Annotated in this window: 22 protein-coding genes and 3 pseudogenes; 16 read left to right on the top strand and 9 right to left on the bottom strand. The window is 70.0% G+C overall.

What is annotated here, in order from left to right:
* Positions 1-134: 134 nt before the first annotated feature.
* Genes DY218_RS17040 through DY218_RS17020 form a run of 5 tightly spaced genes read left to right on the top strand, consistent with a single transcriptional unit; the run spans position 135 to position 5,965 of the window.
* On the top strand, positions 135-1,664 hold the full coding sequence (locus DY218_RS17040) for a sugar ABC transporter ATP-binding protein (RefSeq protein ID WP_128556905.1): 1,530 nt from the start codon (positions 135-137) through the stop codon (positions 1,662-1,664).
* A complete protein-coding gene (locus DY218_RS17035) occupies positions 1,661-2,716 on the top strand; it encodes an ABC transporter permease (RefSeq protein ID WP_128556904.1) in 1,056 nt (351 codons plus the stop codon). The genes DY218_RS17040 and DY218_RS17035 overlap by 4 nt, the downstream gene beginning before the upstream one ends.
* Positions 2,709-3,779 (top strand): ABC transporter permease, encoded by a 1,071-nt coding sequence (locus tag DY218_RS17030; RefSeq protein ID WP_407703639.1) that lies wholly within the window; start codon positions 2,709-2,711, stop codon positions 3,777-3,779. The genes DY218_RS17035 and DY218_RS17030 overlap by 8 nt, the downstream gene beginning before the upstream one ends.
* A 51-nt stretch (positions 3,780-3,830) precedes the next feature.
* Complete coding sequence (gene rhaS / locus DY218_RS17025; RefSeq protein WP_128556903.1) at positions 3,831-4,919, top strand: rhamnose ABC transporter substrate-binding protein; 1,089 nt, start codon at positions 3,831-3,833, stop codon at positions 4,917-4,919.
* Between the two features lie 14 nt (positions 4,920-4,933).
* A complete protein-coding gene (locus tag DY218_RS17020; protein WP_128556902.1) occupies positions 4,934-5,965 on the top strand; it encodes a LacI family DNA-binding transcriptional regulator in 1,032 nt (343 codons plus the stop codon).
* A 40-nt stretch (positions 5,966-6,005) separates the two neighbouring features.
* On the opposite strand, the gene DY218_RS17015 is transcribed toward DY218_RS17020, so the two are convergent.
* On the bottom strand, positions 6,006-6,128 hold the full coding sequence (locus DY218_RS17015; protein WP_407703638.1) for a hypothetical protein: 123 nt from the start codon (positions 6,126-6,128) through the stop codon (positions 6,006-6,008).
* A gap of 74 nt (positions 6,129-6,202) precedes the next feature.
* On the bottom strand, positions 6,203-7,075 hold the full coding sequence (locus DY218_RS17010) for a recombinase family protein (RefSeq protein WP_456341173.1): 873 nt from the start codon (positions 7,073-7,075) through the stop codon (positions 6,203-6,205).
* Between the two features lie 269 nt (positions 7,076-7,344).
* On the opposite strand from DY218_RS17010, the gene DY218_RS17005 reads away from it, so the two are divergent.
* The 3 genes from DY218_RS17005 to DY218_RS16995 all read left to right on the top strand — a co-directional run bounded on the left by DY218_RS17005 (position 7,345) and on the right by DY218_RS16995 (position 8,982).
* Positions 7,345-7,749, top strand: a complete 405-nt coding sequence (locus DY218_RS17005) for an ArsR/SmtB family transcription factor (RefSeq protein WP_128556900.1) — start codon at positions 7,345-7,347, stop codon at positions 7,747-7,749.
* Between the two features lies 1 nt (position 7,750).
* Positions 7,751-8,395, top strand: coding sequence for an SRPBCC family protein (locus DY218_RS17000; protein WP_128556899.1), 645 nt, complete (start codon positions 7,751-7,753; stop codon positions 8,393-8,395).
* 95 nt (positions 8,396-8,490) lie between these two features.
* Positions 8,491-8,982: an SRPBCC family protein gene (locus DY218_RS16995; protein WP_128556898.1), complete on the top strand. Its 492-nt coding sequence runs from the start codon at positions 8,491-8,493 to the stop codon at positions 8,980-8,982.
* On the opposite strand, the gene DY218_RS16990 is transcribed toward DY218_RS16995, so the two are convergent.
* The 5 genes and pseudogenes from DY218_RS16990 to DY218_RS16970 form a co-directional block, all read right to left on the bottom strand.
* A complete protein-coding gene (locus DY218_RS16990) occupies positions 8,979-9,215 on the bottom strand; it encodes a hypothetical protein (RefSeq protein WP_128556897.1) in 237 nt (78 codons plus the stop codon). The genes DY218_RS16995 and DY218_RS16990 overlap by 4 nt on opposite strands.
* Positions 9,212-10,273 (bottom strand): annotated as a pseudogene (locus DY218_RS35865) (transposase); the annotation flags it as partial. The gene DY218_RS16990 and the pseudogene DY218_RS35865, both read right to left, overlap by 4 nt.
* Before the next feature lie 9 nt (positions 10,274-10,282).
* Positions 10,283-10,966 (bottom strand): annotated as a pseudogene (locus DY218_RS35860) (TauD/TfdA family dioxygenase); the annotation flags it as partial.
* A gap of 182 nt (positions 10,967-11,148) precedes the next feature.
* Entirely contained in the window at positions 11,149-11,406 is a 258-nt protein-coding gene (locus tag DY218_RS35940) for a DUF7848 domain-containing protein (protein ID WP_456341172.1), read from the bottom strand.
* Between the two features lie 313 nt (positions 11,407-11,719).
* Positions 11,720-12,181 (bottom strand): annotated as a pseudogene (locus DY218_RS16970) (glyoxalase); the annotation flags it as partial.
* A 196-nt stretch (positions 12,182-12,377) separates the two neighbouring features.
* Here DY218_RS16970 and DY218_RS16965 point away from each other — a divergent pair.
* Positions 12,378-13,883, top strand: coding sequence for an SDR family oxidoreductase (locus DY218_RS16965; protein ID WP_128556896.1), 1,506 nt, complete (start codon positions 12,378-12,380; stop codon positions 13,881-13,883).
* Between the two features lie 29 nt (positions 13,884-13,912).
* Here the strand turns inward: DY218_RS16965 and DY218_RS16960 are convergent, their stop codons facing one another.
* Complete coding sequence (locus tag DY218_RS16960; protein WP_128556895.1) at positions 13,913-14,524, bottom strand: TetR/AcrR family transcriptional regulator; 612 nt, start codon at positions 14,522-14,524, stop codon at positions 13,913-13,915.
* Positions 14,525-14,637: 113 nt separating this feature from the next.
* On the opposite strand from DY218_RS16960, the gene DY218_RS16955 reads away from it, so the two are divergent.
* Positions 14,638-15,492: an NAD(P)H-binding protein gene (locus DY218_RS16955; RefSeq protein ID WP_128556894.1), complete on the top strand. Its 855-nt coding sequence runs from the start codon at positions 14,638-14,640 to the stop codon at positions 15,490-15,492.
* Positions 15,493-15,778: 286 nt separating this feature from the next.
* Here DY218_RS16955 and DY218_RS34260 read toward each other — a convergent pair whose 3' ends face one another.
* Positions 15,779-17,257 carry an FG-GAP and VCBS repeat-containing protein gene (locus DY218_RS34260; protein WP_158574053.1) on the bottom strand — a complete coding sequence of 493 codons (1,479 nt, stop codon included), beginning with the start codon at positions 17,255-17,257 and terminating at the stop codon, positions 15,779-15,781.
* Between the two features lie 495 nt (positions 17,258-17,752).
* Here DY218_RS34260 and DY218_RS34255 point away from each other — a divergent pair, with 495 nt between their 5' ends.
* The 6 genes from DY218_RS34255 to DY218_RS16925 all read left to right on the top strand — a co-directional run bounded on the left by DY218_RS34255 (position 17,753) and on the right by DY218_RS16925 (position 21,735).
* On the top strand, positions 17,753-18,388 hold the full coding sequence (locus tag DY218_RS34255; RefSeq protein WP_158574051.1) for a hypothetical protein: 636 nt from the start codon (positions 17,753-17,755) through the stop codon (positions 18,386-18,388).
* Between the two features lie 356 nt (positions 18,389-18,744).
* Positions 18,745-19,908 (top strand): alginate lyase family protein, encoded by a 1,164-nt coding sequence (locus tag DY218_RS16945; protein WP_407703637.1) that lies wholly within the window; start codon positions 18,745-18,747, stop codon positions 19,906-19,908.
* Positions 19,909-20,002: 94 nt separating this feature from the next.
* A complete protein-coding gene (locus DY218_RS35185) occupies positions 20,003-20,230 on the top strand; it encodes a hypothetical protein (protein ID WP_233521653.1) in 228 nt (75 codons plus the stop codon).
* 152 nt (positions 20,231-20,382) lie between these two features.
* Positions 20,383-20,805: an aspartate 1-decarboxylase gene (gene panD / locus DY218_RS16935; protein WP_128556891.1), complete on the top strand. Its 423-nt coding sequence runs from the start codon at positions 20,383-20,385 to the stop codon at positions 20,803-20,805.
* Positions 20,806-20,848: 43 nt separating this feature from the next.
* A complete protein-coding gene (locus DY218_RS16930) occupies positions 20,849-21,193 on the top strand; it encodes a GNAT family N-acetyltransferase (RefSeq protein ID WP_128556890.1) in 345 nt (114 codons plus the stop codon).
* Positions 21,194-21,297: 104 nt separating this feature from the next.
* Entirely contained in the window at positions 21,298-21,735 is a 438-nt protein-coding gene (locus DY218_RS16925; RefSeq protein WP_128556889.1) for a nitroreductase family deazaflavin-dependent oxidoreductase, read from the top strand.
* The last annotated feature ends 70 nt before the right edge of the window (positions 21,736-21,805 follow it).

Raw genomic sequence — 21,805 nt, 5'->3', positions numbered from 1 at the left:
CTGGGCTCCCAGCGGAACTAGCTTCCCGGCTACCTGTTTGAAACATTTCAGTCAGTTGACCGCGGAGCGTGGACGGGCACACCCACGGGCCCCGATCCGGGCACGCCTTCCGGCACTCTCATGGAGACCATCCGATGACGGAATCTGAACCGGAGACGACTCCGGTGCTCGCTCTGGAGGGAGTGAGCAAGTCCTTCGGAGCCGTGCGCGCGCTGCGCGGCGTCTCACTGCGCCTGTACGCGGGCGAGGCGCACGCGCTTGCGGGCGAGAACGGCGCGGGCAAGTCGACCCTCATCAAGACCCTCGCCGGGGTGCACCGCCCGGACACCGGCCAGGTGCTCCTCGACGGCGAGCCCGTGCAGTTCAACGGTCCCGCGGACGCCCGCGACGCCGGTGTCGCGGTCATCTACCAGGAGCCCACGCTCTTCCCCGACCTCTCGATCGCCGAGAACATCTTCATGGGCCGCCAGCCGCGCCGCTCGATGGGCCGGGTCGACCACCGGTCCGTCCGCGGCGCGGCGGACGCCCTGTTCGCCCGGCTCGGTGTCGCGCTCGACGCCGACCAGCCGGCCCGCGGACTGTCCATCGCCGACCAGCAGCTCGTCGAGATCGCCAAGGCGTTGTCGTTCGACGCCCGCGTACTGATCATGGACGAGCCCACCGCCGCGCTCACCGGAAGCGAAGTGGCCCGGCTGTTCGGTGTCGTACGGGCACTGCGCGAGCAGGGCACCGCGGTGCTCTTCATCTCGCACCGCCTCGAGGAGATCTTCGACCTCTGCGAGCGCGTCACCACGCTGCGCGACGGCGGCTGGGTGTCGAGTGAACCCGTCGCGGGCCTCACCGAGGACGACCTGGTCCGCCGCATGGTCGGCCGAGACCTCGCCGAGCTCTACCCCAAGCAGGACACCGAGCTCGGCGAAGTCGCCCTGGACGTACGGCGGTTGACCCGCGAAGGCGTGTTCACCGACGTCTCCTTCCAGGTGCGGCGCGGCGAGATCGTCTCGCTCGCGGGCCTGGTGGGCGCCGGACGCAGCGAGGTCGCCCGCGCCGTCTTCGGCGTCGACCGGTTCGACGGCGGCGAGGTCGAGGTGCTCGGCCGGAGGCTCAAGCCGGGCGCCCCGAGCCTCGCGATGCACGCCGGCCTCGCCCTCGTACCCGAGGACCGCCGTGCCCAGGGCCTGGTGATGGACATGTCCATCGAGCGCAACATCGGACTCACCGGCTTCGCCGAGACCACCCGGGCCGGCCTGATGAACCGCGGCGCCGAGCGCAGCCGCTCGCTCGACTGGGCGGTCCGGCTGCAGGTGAAGTACTCCCGCATCGCCGACGTCGTCGGCACCCTGTCCGGCGGCAACCAGCAGAAGGTCGTACTCGCCAAGTGGCTGGCGACCAACCCCCAGGTGCTCATCGTCGACGAACCGACCCGTGGCATCGATGTCGGCACCAAGGCCGAGGTGCACCGGCTCCTGTCCTCCCTGGCCGCCGAAGGCGTAGCCGTACTGATGATCTCCTCCGATCTGCCCGAGGTGCTCGGCATGGCCGACCGGATCCTCGTCATGCACGAAGGCCGCCTCACCGCCGAGCTGACCCGCGGCGAAGCCACCGAGGAGACCGTGATGGCGGCCGCGACCGGCCGCGTGAACCGAGAGGGGAAGGCGGCATGACACTCACCGCCCCACCCGTCGCCGAGGACGCGCCGGCCGAAGGCGCGGCCCGGCGGCGCTTCATCGACAAGGTGTTCAAGGCCCGCGAACTGGCCGTGGCCGCCGTGCTTGTCCTGATGCTCCTGGCGACCCAGCTGTCGAACACCGAGTTCCTGTCCCGGCAGGGGATCACCGACCTGCTGCTCAACGCCACCATCCTGGTGCTCGTCGCCACCGGCCAGGCCGTCGTCGTCATCACCCGCAACGTCGACCTGTCGGTCGGCTCGGTGCTCGGCATCTCCGCCTTCGCCGCCGGCAACTACCTGCAGGGCGGCGGAAGTTCACTGGTGGCCGTGGTGCTCGCCGTGGGCCTCGGCGCGCTGTTCGGCGCCCTCAACGGCGCCCTGGTCAGCCTCGGCAAGGTACCCGCCCTCGTCGTCACCCTCGGCACGCTGTACATCGTGCGCGGCATCGACTCCATCTGGGTCGGCTCCCGGCAGATCACCGCCGACAGCCTGCCCGACGGCTTCGTCGACTTCGGTCACAACGGCATCTGGGTCGTCCCGTATCTCGCCCTGCTCGCCGGCGCCGTCCTGTTCTGCGTCGGCTACTACCTGCGCAGCTACCGCAGCGGCCGCGAGATGTACGCACTCGGCTCGAGCCCCGAGGCCGCGCAGCTGGCCGGCATCCCGGTCCGCGGCCGCATCATGACGGCGTACGTCCTGTGCGGAGCGCTCGCCGGGCTCGCCGGCGCCCTGTACCTGGCCCGCTTCGGCAACGTCGACTCCGCCACCGGATCCGGCTACGAACTCACCGTCGTCAGCGCCGTGGTGGTCGGCGGCGTCGCCTTCACCGGCGGCTCCGGCACGGTCTACGGAGCCGCGCTCGGCGCCCTGCTCCTGACCTCCATCAACAGCGTCCTGCCGGCCATCGGCGTCAGCTCCGTCTGGGTCACCGCCATCAACGGCATTCTGCTGCTGCTCGCCATCGCCGTCGACCGGATCCTGGCCCTGCGGGTCGCCGCAGTGCTGCGCAAGCAGGCCGCACGGATGAGGAGTGCCCGCCATGCCTGAAGCCACCGTCAAGACGCCCGGCCCGGCGGCCGGAATGCGCGACCGCATCGGCGGAGCCGTGCGCTGGGACACCGCCGTCGGTGCCCTGCTCGTCGTACTCCTGCTCTGCTCCTTCTCCTTCGTGGAGAACTTCGGGAACGCGCTCAATGTGTCGTTCCTGATCGGCAACACCCTGCCCATCGCACTGATCGCGCTGCCCATGACGATGCTCGTGGTCTCCGGCGAGGTCGACCTCTCGGTGGGCTCCACGGTGGGCCTGTCCGGCGCGGTGATGGGCGCGCTCTGGAACCAGGGCATGGCCATCGAGACGATCATCCCGATCTGCCTGCTCCTCGGCGTCGTCTGCGGCCTGGTCAACGGACTGCTCGTGACCCGCCTCGGACTGCCGTCCCTGGCCGTCACCATCGGCACCATGGCCGCCTATCGCGGCATCGCCCAGATCGTCCTCGGCTCCGACTCGGTCACCGATTTCCCGTTCCAGTACCTGGACTTCGGCGCCGGACGCATCGGCGACACCTTCATCCCGTACGCCGCGCTGCCCTTCGTGGTGCTCCTCGCCATCGCCGTCGTGGTGCTGCACGCCACCCGCTTCGGCCGCTCGCTCTTCGCGATCGGCGCGAGCGAGGAGGCCGCCCGGTTCAGCGGAGTGCGCGTCAAGCGCCTGAAGCTCGCCATGTTCGTGACGACCGGCCTGCTCTCCGCACTCACCGGAGTCTTCTGGGCCCTGCACTACGCGAGCGCCCGCTACGACAACGCCATGGGTCTCGAACTCTCCGTGATCGCCGCGGTGCTGCTCGGCGGAGTGGACTTCGACGGCGGCAAGGGCACCCTCGGCGGCGCGATCGCCGGCGTCTTCCTGCTCGGCACGCTGCAGAACGTGATGAGCCTGCTCAACGTCTCCGCCCAGTCCCAGATCGTCGTCACCGGCGTGCTGCTCGTCGTCTCCGTACTGGCACCGCGCATCGGCCGCGAGATCGCCCACGCCCGAGCGCGCCGCCGAACCGCCGCCGCACCACCGGGTACCCCGGCACCACCACCCGGCGCGCGAACTCCCGTTGCCTAGCCGTCCGTTCAGCTCAGCAGTCCGGCCACTCCCACTCGCAAAGGAACAAAGATGTCCTACGCCCTCAACCGAACCCGCCGGATCACCGTCGCCGTCGCCGTCACCGCGGCCCTCGCCGTGGGGGCGACGGCCTGCGGCGGCACCACCAAGAGCGACACCGAGAAGGAAGGCGGCAGCGCAGGCGCCGCGGGCAAGGCCGACCCGAACGCCGAGCTCAAGAAGGACCTGACCATCGGCTTCCTGCCCAAGCAGGTCAACAACCCGTACTTCACCACCGCCGACAAGGGCGGCAAGAAGGCCGTCGAGGAACTCGGCTCCACCTTCAAGGAGGTCGGCCCCAGCAGCGGCACCGACACCTCCGGCCAGGTCTCCTACGTCAACACCCTCACCCAGCAGCAGGCCGACGCCATCGCCGTCTCCGCGCAGGACCCGGGCGCCCTGTGCACCGCACTCAAGCAGGCGATGAAGAACGGCGTCAGCATCGTCACCTACGACTCCGACACCAAGACCGACTGCCGCAACGCCTTCATCTCGCAGGCCAGCGCCGAGGACCTCGGCCGCACCCAGGTGCAGCTGCTCGCCGAACAGATCGGCAACAAGGGCGAGATCGCGATCCTCTCGGCGGCCCAGACGGCCACCAACCAGAACACCTGGATCGACTACATGAAGGACGAGCTCAAGAAGCCCAAGTACAAGGACATCAAGCTCGTCACCACGGCATACGGCGACGACGACGCCCAGAAGTCCTTCCAGCAGACCCAGGGCCTCCTGCAGGAGCACCCCAAGCTGAAGGGGATCATCTCCCCGACCACCGTCGGCATCAAGGCGGCCGCCCAGTACCTGTCCGGCTCCAAGTACAAGGGCAAGGTCAAGCTCACCGGCCTCGGCAACCCCAACGACATGCGCAAGTACGTCAAGGACGGCACGGTCGAGGCCTTCGAGCTGTGGGACCCGGCGGACCTCGGCGCCCTGGCCGCACACACCGCCGTCGCGCTCGAGTCGGGTCGGATCACCGGCAAGCAGGGCGAGAAGTTCAAGGCCGGTGACCTGGGCGAGTTCACCGTCGGCAAGGACGGCGTGATCAACCTCGGCAAGCCGACCGTCTTCGACGCCGACAACGTCGACGACTACAACTTCTAGGCAGGTAGCGACCCGTGACCCAGCCGGTGGGAATCAAGGACGTCGCCCGCGCCGCCGGAGTGTCGGTCGGCACGGTGTCCAACGTCATCAACCGGCCGGACACCGTCGGCCCGGAGACCCGCACCCGAGTCCTGTACACCATCGAGCGGCTCGGCTACGTCCGCAGCGAGTCGGCACGCCAACTGCGCGCCGGACGCAGCCGGGTGGTGGGACTCGTCGTGCTCGACATGGGCAACCCGTTCTTCGTCGACGTCACGCGCGGTGCCGAACGCGCCGCGCGTGCCGCGGGACTCGGCGTCCTGGTGTGCAACAGCGCCCAGAGCCGTACCGAGGAGGCGGAGTACCTGTCCCTCTTCGCCGAACAGCGAGTACGGGGCGTCCTGTTGACCCCGGCGGACGCCACGGGCCGCAACATCGAGGCGTTCCGCCGGCACGGCATCCCCTTCGTCCTCGTCGACCGGGTCGCGGACGAGACCGACGGCTGCTCGGTCTCCGTGGACGACGTGACCGGCGGTGCGCTCGCGGTACGGCACCTCCTGGACACCGGACACCGCTCGATCGCGTACGTCAGCGGGCCGGAGAACCTCAACCAGGTCCGCGACCGCCGCACCGGCGCGCTGCAGGCACTCGCCGAGGCCGGCCGCACCCCGGACGCCCTGCGCGAGGTGGTCACCGAACGCCTCGACGTGGCGGCGGGACGCGATGCGGGGGCCAGGCTGCTCGGCTTCCCGGACCGCCCCACCGCGGTGTTCTGCGCCAACGACCTGCTCGCCCTCGGCGTACTGCAGTCCCTGTACGCGGCGGGCCTGCGGGTGCCCGAGGACATCGCCATCGTCGGCTACGACGACATCGACTTCGCCGCGGCCGCGGCCGTACCGCTCACCTCGGTGCGTCAGCCGGCCGTCACGATGGGCGCGATGGCGGCGGGCCTCCTCCTGGAGGAGACGGCGGATCCTCCGCTCCCCGGGGGCCACGACCACCGCAGGGTGGTCCTGGAGCCGGAGCTGGTCGTGCGCGGCTCGAGTGCGCCCTCGCGGGGGCGGTGAGCGGCGGTCGGAGAAGCGCGTCGACCTCCGAAGGGTGCCGTCAGCGGGAGGCGGGGCGGGGCGCGTGCTCCCAGGCGAAGCCGTCCGGGTCCGTGAACGGCTCGGTGTCGCCGCCGATCGTCAGCCGGTGCGAACCGCTGCCGTCGGGGGCGATGCCGGCCACCTTCGCCAGGCCCTTGCGCTTGTACAGGGCCCCGGGCTCCTATCTCTGACCCACGGTGCAAAGTAGCGGGGTGATCACGTACTCGCCGCGGTGGCGGCCTGCTCGTCGTGGTCGCGGAGCATCCGCATGACGGTGGCCGGCGAGGGATGCTGACCCTTTTTCTTGCCGGTGGTGATGACGAGCTTCGCGGCCATGTCCCGCAGGCTCAGCCCTTGATCGCGGTAGTGCAGGGCCATGGTGAGCATGTCGGGGTCGGCGACGGTGGCGCCGCCGATGGTCTTGCCGCGCTTGCGGGCCGACTCGTGGCCTTCGAGGGTGCGGTCGCGGATGTACTCGCGTTCCATGCCGGACAGCGCGGCGAGCACGGTGAACACCACCCCGGAAGGGTCGTGCTGGCCTTGGAGCTCGCCGGTCAGGAGCTCCAGCCCCACCTCGGATGCCTTGAGGTCTTCGGCGAGGGTGGCGAGGTCGATGCCGCGGCCGAGGCGCTTGTGCTCGTGGACGACGAGGGTCACCGCGACACCGGACGCGCGCAACTCCCGGGCGAGCGTGACGGCCCTGTCGAGCTCGGGCCGCTTCGTGACGCGGGTGGAGATCTTCTCGGAGAAGACGCGGGTCACCCCGGCCTCGGCGAGGGAGTCGAGCTGGGCGTCGAGGGACTGGCGGGCGGTGGAGGCGCGGGCGTATCCGAGCCGGACGTGTCCGGTTACCTCGGCGCCGGCGGCCCGTGGCCGCGGCAGCTCCACCCAGACGGCGCCGGGCTTGCGTACGGGTGGGGTGGGGACGTTGAGGGTCTTGGCGAGCTGGGGCACCAGGCGGAAGCGGGCGGTGTGGTACTGGACGGCGACCTTGCCCTTGCCGGTGCGGCACGGCGAGCCGGCCGGGGCGGCGCAGGAAGACATCGGGCAGGTGTGCGCCTCAACGAGGGTGTGGGGGTCCGGATTCACCCCCGGATCGTTTCATGAGGGTGTTTCATCCGTCCCGCCGTTTGCAACAACTCATGAAACATGATCGCCGCAGGTCGCGTGTCGGCGGGCGGGGTGTTTCACAGGCGACCACCTGTGAAACGGAAACCCGGGGCGCCGACAAGATCAATCCTTAGCGTTGAATCCTGGAGCAATGCCGTACGGGGCCCCGGTATGCCTACGCGTCGGCACAGCACTGACATCAAAGACAGTTTTGACTTATATAAGTGTCGACCGGTACAGTTGCTGTCGTGCACGCATTCGACATACTCGGTGACCCCGTGCGCCGGCGCATTCTGGAGCTGCTCGCCGACGGTGAGCAGACCTCCGGGGCGATCACGGAGGTCATCCGGTCCGAGTTCGCTATCTCCCAGCCGGCTGTCTCCCAGCATCTGCGGGTGCTGCGTGACAGCGGGTTCGCGTCAGTGCGCGCTGCGGGCACGCGCCGGTTCTACGCCGTCGAGCCGGAGCCGCTGAGTGAGGTCGATGCCTGGCTGGAGAGGTTTCGCCGGTTCTGGGACCAACGCCTCGACGCCCTGGGCACCGAGCTGGCCCGGGGCAAACGTGCACGCCGGCGAGCCGGCGGGGAGGCCGTCCAGCCTGCCGGTTCCGGCACGGATTCGGGCAACACCGATGCACCACCGAAAGAGACATGACATGAAAGACGTGTTCGACGAGCTGGCCGCCGTGCGCCGGACGATGGGCAAGGGCAGTGTGCCCGCCGGTGAGGCGTACACCATTGAGCTGCGGCGTCGCTACGACGCGGAGATCGATGATGTGTGGGACGCCATCACCAGCCCTGAGCGGCTGCGCCGCTGGTTGCAGCCGGTCACCGGGGACCTGCGGCCTGGAGGACATTTCGCGTTGGACGCTGGCGCCTACGGCGAGATCCTCACGTGCGAGCCGCCGCGTCTGCTCAAGGTTTCCTGGCTCTGCGGACCGGACGGCGACGCCTTCGCCGGCATGAGCGAGGTGGAGGTGCGCCTGACCCCGGGACCCGCCGACGACACCGAGTTCGAGCTGATCCACGCGGCCTTCGTCGAGGAGCCGTTGTTCCCGACCTACGGCCCCGGCGCCGGGGGCGTCGGCTGGGACCTGTCCCTGATCGGCCTGTCCCAGTTCCTGGCCGGCGGCGAGATCACCGATCACGAAGAGTTCGAGCAGTCGCCCCAGGGGCGCGAGTTCGGCCGCCGCAGCGCCGTGGCCTGGGGCCAGGCTCACCTGGCCGCCGGTGGCGAACCAGACCACGTCGCGGCCGCCGTCGAGGCCACCACCAAGTTCTACGTACCCGACCCGACCTGACCCTCCCGCTGCGACGGACCGACCGTCCTACGCGGCACTCACGAGCACGACAACACCAGGTTGTCCCACACCGGCAAGGAAAAGAGCGAAAGCCCATGAAGTACACCGTCACGACCGAGATCGCCCTGCCCCGGGAGACAGTGGTCCAGCTCCTGGCCGACCCGGCACACCTGCCGAAGTGGCTGCGGGGCATGGTGCTGCACGAGCCGCAGAACGGCAAGCACGGAGAGCTCGGCACCACCTCGCGCGTCGTGATGCAGATGGGCAAGCAGCGGATCGAGGCCACCGAGACCATCACCCGCCGGGAACCGGCAGACCTGCACCAGATCCCGACTGGCAGCGTCGTTCACTACGACCGCGAGATCGTCAGCAAGGGCATGTGGAGCGCCGTGCGCGACCGCCTGACCGAAGCCGGCCCGGAGACCACGCTCTGGGAGCAGGAGAGCGAATACCGGTTCAGCGGCCTGATGATGCGGCTGGTGGGACTGCTGATGCCCGGCGCCTTCCGCAAGCAGTCCGAACAGCACATGCAGGACTTCAAGCGCTTCGCTGAGCAGGGCAAGGACGTCCGCGACGAGACCGACTAACCTGCCGTAGAAAGGCATGGCGAGAACCGGCCGGTGTCGGCAAGGACCTGGCGGGTGCCGTTGTACACCGTGATGAGCACGCCGCCGGCGTACTGCAGCTGGGCGTCCTCCAGGTGCGCGAGGTGCTCGGCGACTGCGGCGCGGTCGCGGGCGGCGTAGGCGCGCATCAGGTCGAGCGCTCGCCAGGCGGCCTCGTTCATCCTCGGGTCGGTGAGGTCGGCGAAGTCCTTCATCGTCTCTCCGTGCTGGATCGGGCGGCGGCGTCCGCCGGGGTGCGGGGGCGGGGCACGGCAAGGCCCAGGTCGAGGCGCTTGTCCATGTCCAGGCGGAAGGTGCCGTACGGGTTGACGTTCGACCAGAACAAGGCGGTCAGGCCGCGCCGGTCCTCGTCGCTCAGCTTCTTCGCCCAGGCGGGTTCGGCGAGGATCTGCTGCACGAGCAGCGTGTTGACGTGCACGAGCGCGGACTGCAGCAGGTGCAGCGCGAGCATCGAGGTCTCGGCGTGCTCCTTGTCCGGGCCGGTCAGGGCGCCGTCCTTGCCGTAGTGCAGCACGGTGTTCGCGCTGTTCCAGTTCTCCACGACCTGCAGGCCGCCGTGGATCTCGCGGCGCAGCTCGGGGCTGGCGAGGTAGTCACAGGCGAAGATCGTGCGGACCGCGCGGCCGAGCTCTTCGAGCGCGGCGTAGGTGGGGTGCTTGGGCCCGCCGCGGGTGAAGCGGCGCAGGACTTGCTCGGCCTCCGCGGTGCCGAGGCGGAGCGCGGTGGCGTACTTCACCAGCTGGTCATACTGCTGCTCGATCAGCTCCCAGCGGATCGGGCGGGTCAGCGAGCCGCCGAGCGCCGGCCAGCCGGGCGGGCTGTCGTCCGGGCGGTACAGGCGGATGCTGCCGATGTTCTTCAGCCGCGGCAGCAGCCGGAAGTTCAGCAGCTCGGTGAAGGCGAAGCCAACGACGGAGGCGCCGTGGGTGTCGACGTACTGGGACTCGATCTCGGCGTCCGTGCAGTGCCGCAAAAGGCCCTCGATCATCGCCGCGACCTCGGACGACGAACAGGATTTGAGCTGGGAGTAGATGCAGAGGTTCTTCTTCTCGACGTGCCAGTAGATCATCACGCCGTTGCCGCCGTAGCGGGCGTGGTACTCGGTCATGAAGTTCGACGACCAGGCCCCGAACTTCTTCGAGTCCGACGCGCACGCCGTGCCCCGTCCCCACCAGGCGGTGTCGCGGGCGGCGAAGGTGGCGTTGACCAGCTTCGTCACCGCGGCGCGCAGGTTGTCGACGGTGATGAAGTGCAGGAAGCGGCGCTGATCCACGATCAGGTAGTCCCCGGGCTGGAGTAAGAAGGAGACCTGGCCCCGGACCAGTTCCCCGGCCAGCTCCCGGGCAGCGCCGGCATGCGCCTGGCCGAGCTCGGACCGCTCCAGCATCTTGGCGGTGAACCGGACGAACCCCTCGCCCGGGGCGGAGCCATCCAGGATCGGAAACGGCTTGTACTCCTTGCCCACGCCGAGCAGGTCGAAGAAGGTCCCGTAGTGATAGGCCGACTCGGCTAGCAGGGCGCGGCTGTCCGCCGACAGCCGGGCCACCGCCGCGTGGGAGTCGGAGAGGATGCTGGGGCCGCCGCCGAGCGGGTCTGGCCGAATGCACAGGAGGGTGGTGTAGTCCGGGGGCCGGGTGGCGTTCACCAGGTCCATGTGGAACGCGTTGTACCCGATGCCGCTGGACTTGCCGGGGTTCTTGTCGACCTTGACCCCGATGCCCTTCCACAAGGGCCAGCGCGGGAAGGGCGAGAAGGGGACCGCCACCTCGGCCGCGAAGCCCGTCGCCAGCCGCTGGAACCGGTCGCCGGTCCCAAGAGCCTTGGCGAGGTTTCCCAGGCGCAGTACGGCGTATCCGCCGCCTGCTCCGGTCAGCGCGTGGCGCAGTTTCGCGGCAGTCTCCTCGAATCTCGGGGTGGCTGTCAGCACGGTCCGGTACCGATCCATGGTGGACTTCGCCAGGAACGAGCCGTCCAGTTCCCACGTCGGGAGAGGAAGGTCGATCAGAGCGGCTTCGAGTTCGCTCGGGATGTCGATGAACACGCGAAGTTCCTGTCTCTTGGGGGTCTCACGCCCTCGATCCGGCGTACGACCAGATGGCCAGGAAGGGGCAAGTCGGTGATCTTGCCCTAGCCGAGCCGGGTGGCCCGGAAGAACGTGGTCGTGATGCCGCGGAACCCGCTGTGCCCGGTGCGCCCGGCGTGGCGCAGGCACCACAACTCCGGTTCAGCTTTGTCGTCTGCTGCTCCTGAGGCGGCGTTGCAGGTGGTGCACTCGGCCTCGTGGATGGGCGGGCTTCCGGTGCTGTCGACTTCGAGTCTCCAAGGTTCGAACCGCAGTCCGACGGGTCCAACTGCTGACTGACGCCGTCCTTCGGATGCCGACATGGTTCAGCTGCCGATCTTGAACTCGGCCCAGGCGACGAGAGATGGCGGCGACGTGTCGATGCCGCAGTCGTCCGCGAACGCCCTCACGAGCTTCAGCCCTCGACCGGAAGCGCTCACCTGGCTCGACACCTCGGTGGCGAGACGCCAGGCGCCACAGCTGTGAACCTCTACGCGGACAGCCTGGTCGGCGTGAGTCAGGCGAACGTGGAACTCGGTCGCCGTCTCCGAATCGTGCCGGATGACATTGGTGGCCAGTTCTGAGACGCACAGGCTGGCGTCTGCGATCTGGTCTCCCGTCAGCCACGAGCTCAGTTCCGCCCTCGGTGTCGAACTCCACGTACTTGCTGCCGAAGCCCTTGCCGACGGTCAGGCCCCGCTCGACGTAGAACTGCTTGCTCGCCGAGACGTCGGCGACGCCCAGCAACAGCACGAACTCGTCGAACTCCCGGGCCGCCGGGCCGGTGTCCTTCTTCGACGAGGAGGCGATCTGCCAGATCGTGCCGTCGGGGGCCCGGACGACGCCACCGAAGCCCCAGAGCGACTTGGCCGCGGGCTTCAGCGTCTCGGCCCCGGCATCGACGGCGGCGTCGAAGAACGCGCGGACGTTCGCCGGCTGGGACACCACGAGCGACAGTGTGAATCCGCGAAAGCCGGTGGACGGCTCGTCGGACGGCTGCAACCGCAGCGCGGGGACCGGGCCGAAGGCCTTGTCGTGGAAGTCTCCGGCGGCGTCGGTGTCGGCCACCCCGAGGGTGACGGATGCGATGGAAGTCATGCTCACGACGCTAGTCCTGCGGCCGGGACCTGCGCTTCTTTGATCCTGACCGGTACGGCGCAGTTCCTGACCGGTACGGCGCAGCACGTCTCCCCGGAGGCGACCGGCCGCACCCGGCAGGACAATCGGCAGATCACCGCGCGGCCGGACCACGACACCGGACACCCGCAACAGCGGACACCAGGCGGAGGCGCATGTGCACGCCGAGGACAGCACCCGCCCACGGCACTGTCTGGTCACCGGCGCGACCGGGTACATCGGCGGACGCCTCGTCCCGGAGCTGCTCGACGCCGGCCACCGGGTCCGCTGCCTGGCCCGTACGCCCGACAAGCTCCGCGACCAGCCCTGGGCCGGCGACGTGGAGATCGTGCGCGGCGATGTCACCGATCCGCCGTCGGTCGCCGCGGCGCTGAGGGACATAGACTGCGCCTACTACCTGGTGCACGCCCTCGGCGGCGGCCGGGGCTTCGAGGAGACGGACCGCACGGCCGCCCGCATCTTCGGCGAACAGGCCCGGGCCCAGAGCGTACGCCGCATCGTCTACCTCGGCGGACTCACCCCCACCGACCGCCCGGATTCGACGCTCTCGCCGCATCTGCGCTCCCGCGCCGAGGTCGGCCGGATCCTCCTCGACTCGGGCGTGCCGACCGCCGTCCTACGTGCCGCCGTCATCGTGGGATCCGGCTCGGCATCGTTCGAGATGCTGCGTTACCTCACCGAACGGCTGCCGGTCATGGTCACACCCAGCTGGGTACGGACCCGGATCCAGCCCATCGCGGTCCGTGACGTGCTGCGCTATCTCGTGGGATGTGCGGCCCTGCCCGACGACGTGCACCGCACCTTCGACATCGGCGGCCCCGACGTCATCACATACGCCGACATGATGCGCACCTACGCCACGGTGGCCGGGCTGCCGCATCGGCTGATCCTGCCTGTACCCGTCCTGACACCCGGCCTGTCCAGCCACTGGATCGGCCTGGTCACACCGGTGCCGAGCGCCATCGCCCGACCGCTCGCCGAATCCCTGCGGTACGAGGTGGTCTGCCGGGAGCACGACATTGCCCGCCACGTCCCGGACCCGCCCGGCTGTCCGCTGCCCTTCGCCGAATCGCTCACCCTGGCCCTGCAGAAGATCCGCGACGCCCAGGTGGCCACCCGCTGGTCATCGGCCGCGGTGCCCGGTGCGCCCAGCGACCCCTTGCCGACCGACCCCGACTGGGCGGGCGGCAGCCTCTACACCGACCGCCGCGTCCGCACCGTGCACGCGTCGCCGCAGGCACTCTGGCGTGTCATCGAGGGCGTCGGCGGCGAGAACGGCTGGTACTCCTTCCCGTTGGCCTGGGCAATCCGGGGCCTCCTCGACCGCTTCGTCGGCGGAGTCGGACTGCGCCGCGGCCGGCGCGACGCCCGGCATCTGCGGGTCGGCGACTCGCTCGACTTCTGGCGGGTCGAGGAGATCGAGCACGGACGGCTGCTGCGGCTGCGCGCGGAGATGCGCCTGCCCGGTCTCGCCTGGCTGGAGATGTACGCGGAGCGGGATGCGGCCGGGCGCACCCGCTACCGCCAGCGCGCGCTCTTCCACCCACGGGGCCTGCTCGGCCACGCCTACTGGTGGAGCGTCGCGCCCTTCCACTCCGTCGTGTTCGGCGGCATGGCGCGCAACATCGCCCGGACCGCGGCGAAGGAACAGACGACGGACTAGGTCTGTCCGGTCGACGCGCGACCACCGGGTCAAGAGCGTGGCTGTGGTCCGCCGGAAGCGGCGCAGCGGCCTCGGATACCGTCCAGGAGATAGCCCGTGCGGCGGTCGTAGTCGTCCCGGGAGGGCCGCTCGCCGTGCTTGAGGGCGAGGGCGTTGTCCACGACGAGTGCGTGCAGATCGCCCGGCGTGAACTCCGGCCGCAGCGCGGCAAGGGGCTGCGCCGCCGCGATGAGCTCCTCGTTGGCCTCGCTGCCGACCCGGCAGATCTCCATCAGCTGAGGCGAATGCGGATACGTCTGCAACAGCACGTCGTTGAACGCGGGCAGGCGGTACTGGAGGTCGCGGAGCGCGGTGACGTAGTACGTGATCCGCTCGCTCACGTCATCGATGGCCCGAGCGCGGTCGATCACGGCGAACAGCTCACTCGCCACGAGTTCTTCGATGACGGCTTCGATGAGGCCGATCCGCCCGCCGAACCGATTGAAGATCGTGGCCTTGCTCACCCCTGCCGCCTCGGCGACCTGCTCCAGCGGCACCGTCAGACCCTGCCCCTGGAAGGCACCGATCGCGGCGGAGCGGATCTGTTCGGAGTTGCGCCGGGCGTCGGCGCGCAGCCGGGATCCCGAAGGCACCGCACTCACCGTCCCTTCCTGCCTGCCGAGAGAATTTGACCAGGGCGGTCAGTTTACCTACGGTCGCAGCAGGAAGTGAAACTGACTCAAGGGGTCAACTTATGAGTACGAAGGCCAAAGGCATGATCGTTGTGACCGGTGGCACCGGAGGGCTCGGCGGCACCACCGTCGAGCACCTCCTCGAGCGCGTACCCGCCGACCGGATCGGCATCAGCGCCCGCGACACGAGCAAGGCGCAGCACTTCGCCGACCGCGGCGTACGCGTACGGCAGGGCAGCTACGAGGACCCGGCCGCGCTGCGCAACTCCTTCGCCGGCGCCGAGCAGGTCCTCCTGGTGTCCGGCAACGACCCGGACGCCGACATGGTCGCCCTGCACCGCAACGCCATCGAGGCCGCGGTCGCCGCCGGCGCACGGCGCATCCTCTACACCAGCCAGCAGGGCGCCGTCCCCGGCAACCCGTACCGGCCGTCGGACGTCCACATCGCCACCGAGGCGCTCCTCGACGACTCGGGCGCCGCCTGGACCGCACTGCGCAACGGCGCCTACGGCCCACTCGACCAGGTACTCGGCCCGTGGCAGCGGACCGGCGTGATCGCCCAGCCGCAGGACGGCCCCGTCCCCTACACCGATCGCGCCGACACGGCCGAGGCCATCGCGGTCCTTCTCGCCGGTGACCGCTCCGTCGACGGCCCCGTCGACCTCACGGCGCCGAACGCCGTCACCTTCGACGATCTCGCCGAGATCGCCTCCGGCCTCACCGGCCGGCCCGTCGAGCGCATCGTCCTGGACGACGAGCAGTGGGTCGCCGACCAGATCGCGACCGGTGTCCCGGACCAGATGGCCCGGCTCATGCTCAGCTGGTACCAGGCCGCCCGCGCCGGCTACTTCGCCGAGGCCGGCCCCCTGCTGGCCGAACTGCTCGGCCGCCCGCCCCGCACCGCGGGCGAACGGCTCGCCGCCCACATCGCCGCCTGAGGCCGCCCGTCTTGCCGATCGCCCATCGCCCGAAACCGCCGGCCGCGGTCCTCACCTCGTACCGCCGACCGCCTCGCCCACCGGCGCCAGTTCGTTGCCGTCCGAGAGCCGCGCCCGCACACGGGGCCCGGCCCCGGCGGGAGCCTTCTCGGCGAGAGTGGTGCCCTGCGGGCGCCTTCCGGGCTTGGACGTCCGGCACGCCTTGTCGCAGCGGACTTGCTTCCGTGGCGCCAAACGAATGAGTCGAGCGACAGTCACACCCGGCGGCTGCTGTGCGAGTCCCCGCTCAACGCGAGAAGCCGCGGCTGAAATCGATCGTGTTGCCGGAGATCTTCGTGCCGGCGATGTCCTTGGGGCCGTACGAACGGGAGGTCGTCGGACGCAGACCGCTGTCCGAGCCGGGCACCGACCAGACCTTGTCCACGCCCTTCTCGTAGCCGTCGCCGCCGGCCGCGAGGTCGAGGTGCCCGTCGCCGGTCGTGTCGAGCAGCTTCACGGACATCCCGAACTCCCGCATGTACGCAGGCTTTCCGGGCACTCCGGACGTGTCCAGGGTGATCCGCCGGGCGTCGGCGCCGGTCACACCGCACTCGCCGCCGTGCAGCACGGTGACCGCACCGGCGTGGTACTCGCCCGCCACGCTCTGGCCCATGTTGCCGACCGCGAGATCCGCGTAGCCGTCACCGTTCACATCTCCCGCGTCCATGGCGGAGCCGAAGGTGTTGTCCTTCGCCTTCCGCTTGCCCGGTACGCCCTCGGTGTCCTGGTCGATCACCGTATAGCGGCTGCTGAGGCCGGACTTGGAGCCGTAGACGACCTCGATGGTGCTGCTGGGCCTGTTGACGATCCCCAACGGCTGCCGCTCGACCGCGAGGTCGCCGTGGCCGTCGCCGTCGAAGTCGGCGATGGCGGCGGTCCTGCCGAAGGGGAGGCGTCCCTGGCGCGCCGCGGTCAGTTCCTTCGGGCCGCCCTTGACGACGAGCGCCGGCTCCTTGTCGGTCTTTCCGCTGCTCTGGGTGACGACGAGGTCGTCGATGCCGTCGCCGGTGAGATCACCGGCGATCATGTCGTCGTCGAAGTTCGCCTGATGTGTGCCGGAGGGGACGGCGCCGGTGCCCGACGGCACTCCGTCACGGGTGAACGGCCCCTTCAGGAGCCCCTTCTCCTCGCCGACGCCCCAGACGAGATCGCCCTTGCCGTTGCCGTCGAAGTCGCCACCCGCGAAGAGCTCACCGGCGAAATGTCCGTCGAACTCGACGTCGGTGGGATCGGTGAGTCCGTCCTCGGAGCCGAAGAAGAGGACGATGCCGCCGGGTGTGCGGGGGTCGCGGTAGCCGGTGTCCTCACTGTGCCGGCGCACGGCGACAGCGAGGTCGGTGAGCCCGTCGCCGTCGAAGTCCCGGGCGACGGCGCCGGTGCCGAAGCCCGCATTGTCGGCCACCGCTCCCGGGGTGTCGTCGCCTTTCTGGGAGAGCACTTGGTGGTGTCCGGTGTCGGGTCCGCCGGATGAGCCGTAGACCACGGTCACATAGCCCGCGCCGCCCTTTCCGGCCACTTCGCTCTCGGGCGAGCGGGTCACCACGTCCTCGTGGCCGTCCCCGTCGAAGTCCGTTCTCGGCGGGGACGCGGCGGGTTTCGCGGGGTCGCCCGACCGGCCACCGCAGTCGGCATCGGCGGTTCCGCCGAGAGCCATCCAGGTCAGGGGGAGGGCGCAGGCCGCGCCGGCCGCTGCGGTCACGCCGAGGCGTTTCACGCTGGTTCGCACGTACGGACTCCAAAGACGGGCGCTGTGTCGGGTGTTGCTGCCGGAGTTGCCTGTGCCGGGCGGCTCGGCCCGGCATGTGCGGCACTCACACGTACTACGACTCGCGGGGGACCGGGCGCGGTTGCGCGGCCGGGCGGTCGGATGGCCGGAAACGGTCGTACAAGGGGCGCCCGCGGCGGCAGAAGCGCAGTTCAGCGCCCTGCACCGAGAAGTGAAGATGTCGTGACGCCCGGGGCCCGAGGAGCCGGTGTGGCCTGCGGATCCGTGCTGTGCGGTGCCCTGCCTCGTACATCGGGTCCCGCGCCAGGGAACGTGCACGGCCGGTTCCTGCGTCCAGAACTGGACAGCCCTGTACGCCGGAACACGGGAACCGGGACATCGGAAACCGGGACACCTGAAACCGGAACATGGGAACCGGGGCTCGGGAAACCGGGGCACCGGAACACGGGAACACCGAAGCACGGAGAACGCACCGTCAGCAGGAGGAAGCCGCGCATGACGCACGCCGCCGATCACCACCACCCCGCCGCCCGCACGCCGCGTCGGGGCAGGCGCGGCGTCCACCGGTCCCGCGCGCTGGCGGTGGCCGGTTCGCTCCTGGCATCGGCCGCACTCGGGGCCTGCGGGGGTGCGGACGGCACGGCGGGCGAGAGCCCCGTACGCACCGAGACCCCGAAGCCGAGCGACTCCCCGGTCGGCGAGATACCGGCCACCGACGTGACCGGGAAGAGGCTGAAGCGTTTCTACGACACGTACCTCGATGCGCTCGACGGACCCTCCGGCGGCCCGGAACGGCTGCGGAAGCAGCGGCTGAGCGCGCACTATCTCGACGATCTGGGGGACAGCAGGAGGACCGGTCAGGCCGACGCCGTGACCGGGTCGAGGAACACCCCGGCCGCCACGGGCAAGGTCGGCCACGACTCCACGATCGACAATCACAGCTGGTTCCTCGTCGACCTGAAGTGGAAGGACGGCAAGGTCCCCACGGAGGAATCGGGCGCCCCGGACGAACCCGAGTACTCGCCGACCCAGGTGCGCGTGCAGATCGACCGCGACACCCAGAAGATCTCGGACGTCGAGGTGCAGGAGCGCGAACCGGGGCCGGGCCAGCCGGAGGAACCTCCGGCCTGAAGTGCGCGGTCCGCAGGGACCTTCGTTCATGCCTTGAATTCACCTCTTGACGCGGGTGGGCCATGCGTCTAGCTTCCTGACGCACCAGACAGTTCACTCTCCCGACCATCGTTCATGTCAGTGAACTCCCGTACGACCGCGGCGACTTGCCGAGCACGACTCCGTGAGTACAACCCCCCACAAGTACGACCCCACCAGCACCACCCCAGCGTGCGTCCCCCCACTGGAAGGCACCCCCCATGCGCCAAGACCCGATCCCCCCGGCCGTCAGTAGACCCGGTACCTCAGCTCTCCGCTCCCGCGCCCTGCGTCGCCCCCGAGCCCTCCTCCTGGCCGTCGCCGCGACCCTGGCCTCGGTGCTCGCCGCGGTCCTCCTCGCGCCGGCCTCCGCAGCCCCCGAGGAGTCCGCGCCGTCCGCCGCGGCCGCAGCCGCACCGGCCGAGTTCACCCACCCTGGCGTACTGGTCAGCCGGCCCCAACTCGACTTCGTACGCGAGAAGGTGAACGCCGGCGACCAGCCCTGGAAGGGCGCCTACGACCAGATGCTCGACAGCAAGTACGCCTCGCTGTCGCGCACCGCGAAGCCCCGCGAGGTCGTCGAATGCGGCTCCTTCTCGGACCCGAACATCGGCTGCACCGACGAGCGTGAGGACGCGATCGCCGCGTACACGCTCGCCCTCGCCTGGTACATCACCGAGGACCCGCAGTACGCCGAGAAGTCGATCGAGATCATGGACGCCTGGTCCGCCGTGATCAAGGATCACACCAACAGCAACGCTCCGCTGCAGACCGGTTGGGCCGCCTCCTCCTGGCCGCGCGCCGCCGAGATCATCAAGTACACGTACGAGAGCTGGCCCAACGCCGACCGCTTCGGCACGATGCTGCGCGACGTCTACCTCCCCGAGGTGGTGAACGGCTCGCACAGCAACGGCAATTGGGAGCTCACCATGGTCGAGGCGACGATCGGCATCGCCGTCTTCCTCGAGGACCGGGGCGTCTACGACAAGGCGGTGGAGAAGTTCCGCGGACGCGTGCCCGCCTACATCTACCTCGACTCCGACGGATCCCTGCCGAAGACCGCACCCGGCAGCGGACTCGACACCCCGCAGAAGATCATCGACTACTGGCACGGCCAGTCCACATTCATGAACGGCCTCTCCCAGGAGACCTGCCGCGACCTCACCCACGCCGGCTACGGATTCTCGGCCATCTCGCACATCGCGGAGACCAGCCGCATCCAGGGCGAGGACCTCTACCCGGAGGTCGCCGACCGCCTCCGGCACGCCTTCGGCCTGCACGCCAAGTACCAACTGGGCGAGTCCGTACCCGGAAACCTCTGCGGCGGCAGCCTCAAGGACAAGCTCGGCCCCATCACCGAGGTCGCCTACAACGCCCTGCACAACCGCCTCGGCCACCCCATGGACAACACCCAGCGCCTCACCGAACAACAGCGCCCGGCCGGCTCCAACAACCTCTTCGTCGCCTGGGAGACCCTGACCCACGCCGACAACCCGTCCTGACGGACCAAGGCTTGCCTGCCGGCTCGCCCCGGTCACCCCGACCGGGGCGAGACGGCGGGCTCTCGGGCAGCCGGCCCCGGGCGAGGAGGTGCCGGTGACGAGCCTCGTCGGCCTCCGCACGGTCACCGGCTTCTTGATCATGGCCTGGCGAGCCGCACGCCCCACCGAGGCCCGCGAAGGCATCGACGAACGGTCCGCCCTCTTCGCAACGGGCCGCCTCACCGCATCGGTCCATGCGCGCATTCCACTCGACGACGCCGTCAAGGCCCACGAGATCCTGGACGCCCGCGCGAACCTGGGCCGCGTCCTGCTGGTGCCGTAGCCCGGCGCCCAGGTCAGGCCTCGCACCGGCCGGCTCCTCCAGCGTCACAGAACCGGGGACACAAGCCCCGGAGTGCGGCGCCCTGTATGCTCCGGGCTCAGCCCTTGACCTGCAATAACGCAGGCAGGGAGCCGAGACTCGGGAGTACTTCGATGCTGCGCACCATGTTCAAGTCCAAGATTCACCGTGCCACCGTGACCCAGGCGGACCTGCATTACGTGGGCTCCGTGACCGTCGACGCGGACCTGATGGACGCCGCCGATCTGCTGCCCGGTGAGCTGGTCCACATCGTCGACATCACCAACGGTTCGCGGCTCGAGACCTATGTCATCGAGGGCGAGCGTGGCAGTGGCGTGATCGGTATCAACGGTGCCGCGGCCCATCTGGTGCACCCCGGCGACCTGGTCATCCTGATCAGCTACGCGCAGGTCGACGACGCCGAGGCGCGGGCGCTGCGCCCGAGTGTGGTGCACGTCGACGCCGGCAACCGGATCGTCGAGCTCGGCACGGACACCTCCGCACCGGTCCCGGGGACGGACACCGCGCGCAGCCCGCACGCGCGCGTACAGGCCTGAGCCGCAGGTGCACAGGGACCCGGTCGTGACGGACACTGGGCCCATGACCGACATCGTGATCGAGGACGATCGGGGCAACGGCCGGCTCGAGGCCCGATCGGACGGCCAAGTGGTCGGCCGGATCGAGTACTTCGAGCTCGACCGCCCCGAGGGCGGACTCGTGCCGGTGCACACCGTCGTGGAGCCCGACCACGAGGGCAAGGGCATCGCCGGCTCCCTGGCGCGCGAACTGTACGCCGTCGCCGAGCGCGACGGAGTCGTCGTGGTGCCGCTGTGCCCGTACGTCGTGCGCTGGGCGGAGCGGCACCCGCAGGAGGCCCCCGCCGTCGACGACGAGCTGGTCCGCACCGCCAAGCGACAACTCGCCGCGGACCCCGACCGCTGGTGATCGGTACCGGGGCGGCCGGCACGGGAACACCCGGCGCTCCGCCGAGTGTTGGCCCTCTGAGCACCACGTCACCGCACCCACCCGTACACGTCGGAAGGCCACGCATGGCACAGCACGAGGACATCACGCTCAGCCCCGAGGGCTGGGTCGCCGATCAGGCCCGGCGCTACGAGGAATCGGGCGGCACCAAGGGCGCCACGGTGCAGGGCGCTCCCTGCCTGCTGCTCGACTACCGGGGCCGTCGTACGGGCCGCCTGCGCCGCACGGTCCTCATCTACGGCCGCGACGGCGAGGACTACCTGATCGTGGGCTCGAACGGCGGCGCCGACCGGCACCCGCTCTGGTACCTCAATCTGGAGGCGGAGCCCGACGTACGGATCCAGGTCGGACCCGAGCGCTTCGAGGCCCGCGCCGACACGCTCTCGGCCGAGGAGAAGGAACGCGTCTGGCCGGGCCTCGTCGAGCTCTTCGCTCCGTACGCCGACTATCGCGCGAAGACCGAGCGGGACATCCCGGTCGTACGGCTGAGCCGCGTCGCCTGAGCACAACGTGTCGCCCGAGCGCGCCGGGCGGCCGGGCCGTCGGAGCCCGGCCGCCCCGGGCCGTCACGCC

This window comes from Streptomyces triticagri, from assembly GCF_003429565.1.
In the GTDB taxonomy this organism is placed as follows: Bacteria; Actinomycetota; Actinomycetes; order Streptomycetales; family Streptomycetaceae; genus Streptomyces; species Streptomyces triticagri.
Note: the sequence above shows the minus strand (reverse complement) of the source record. Positions and strands in the feature narration are given on the sequence as shown.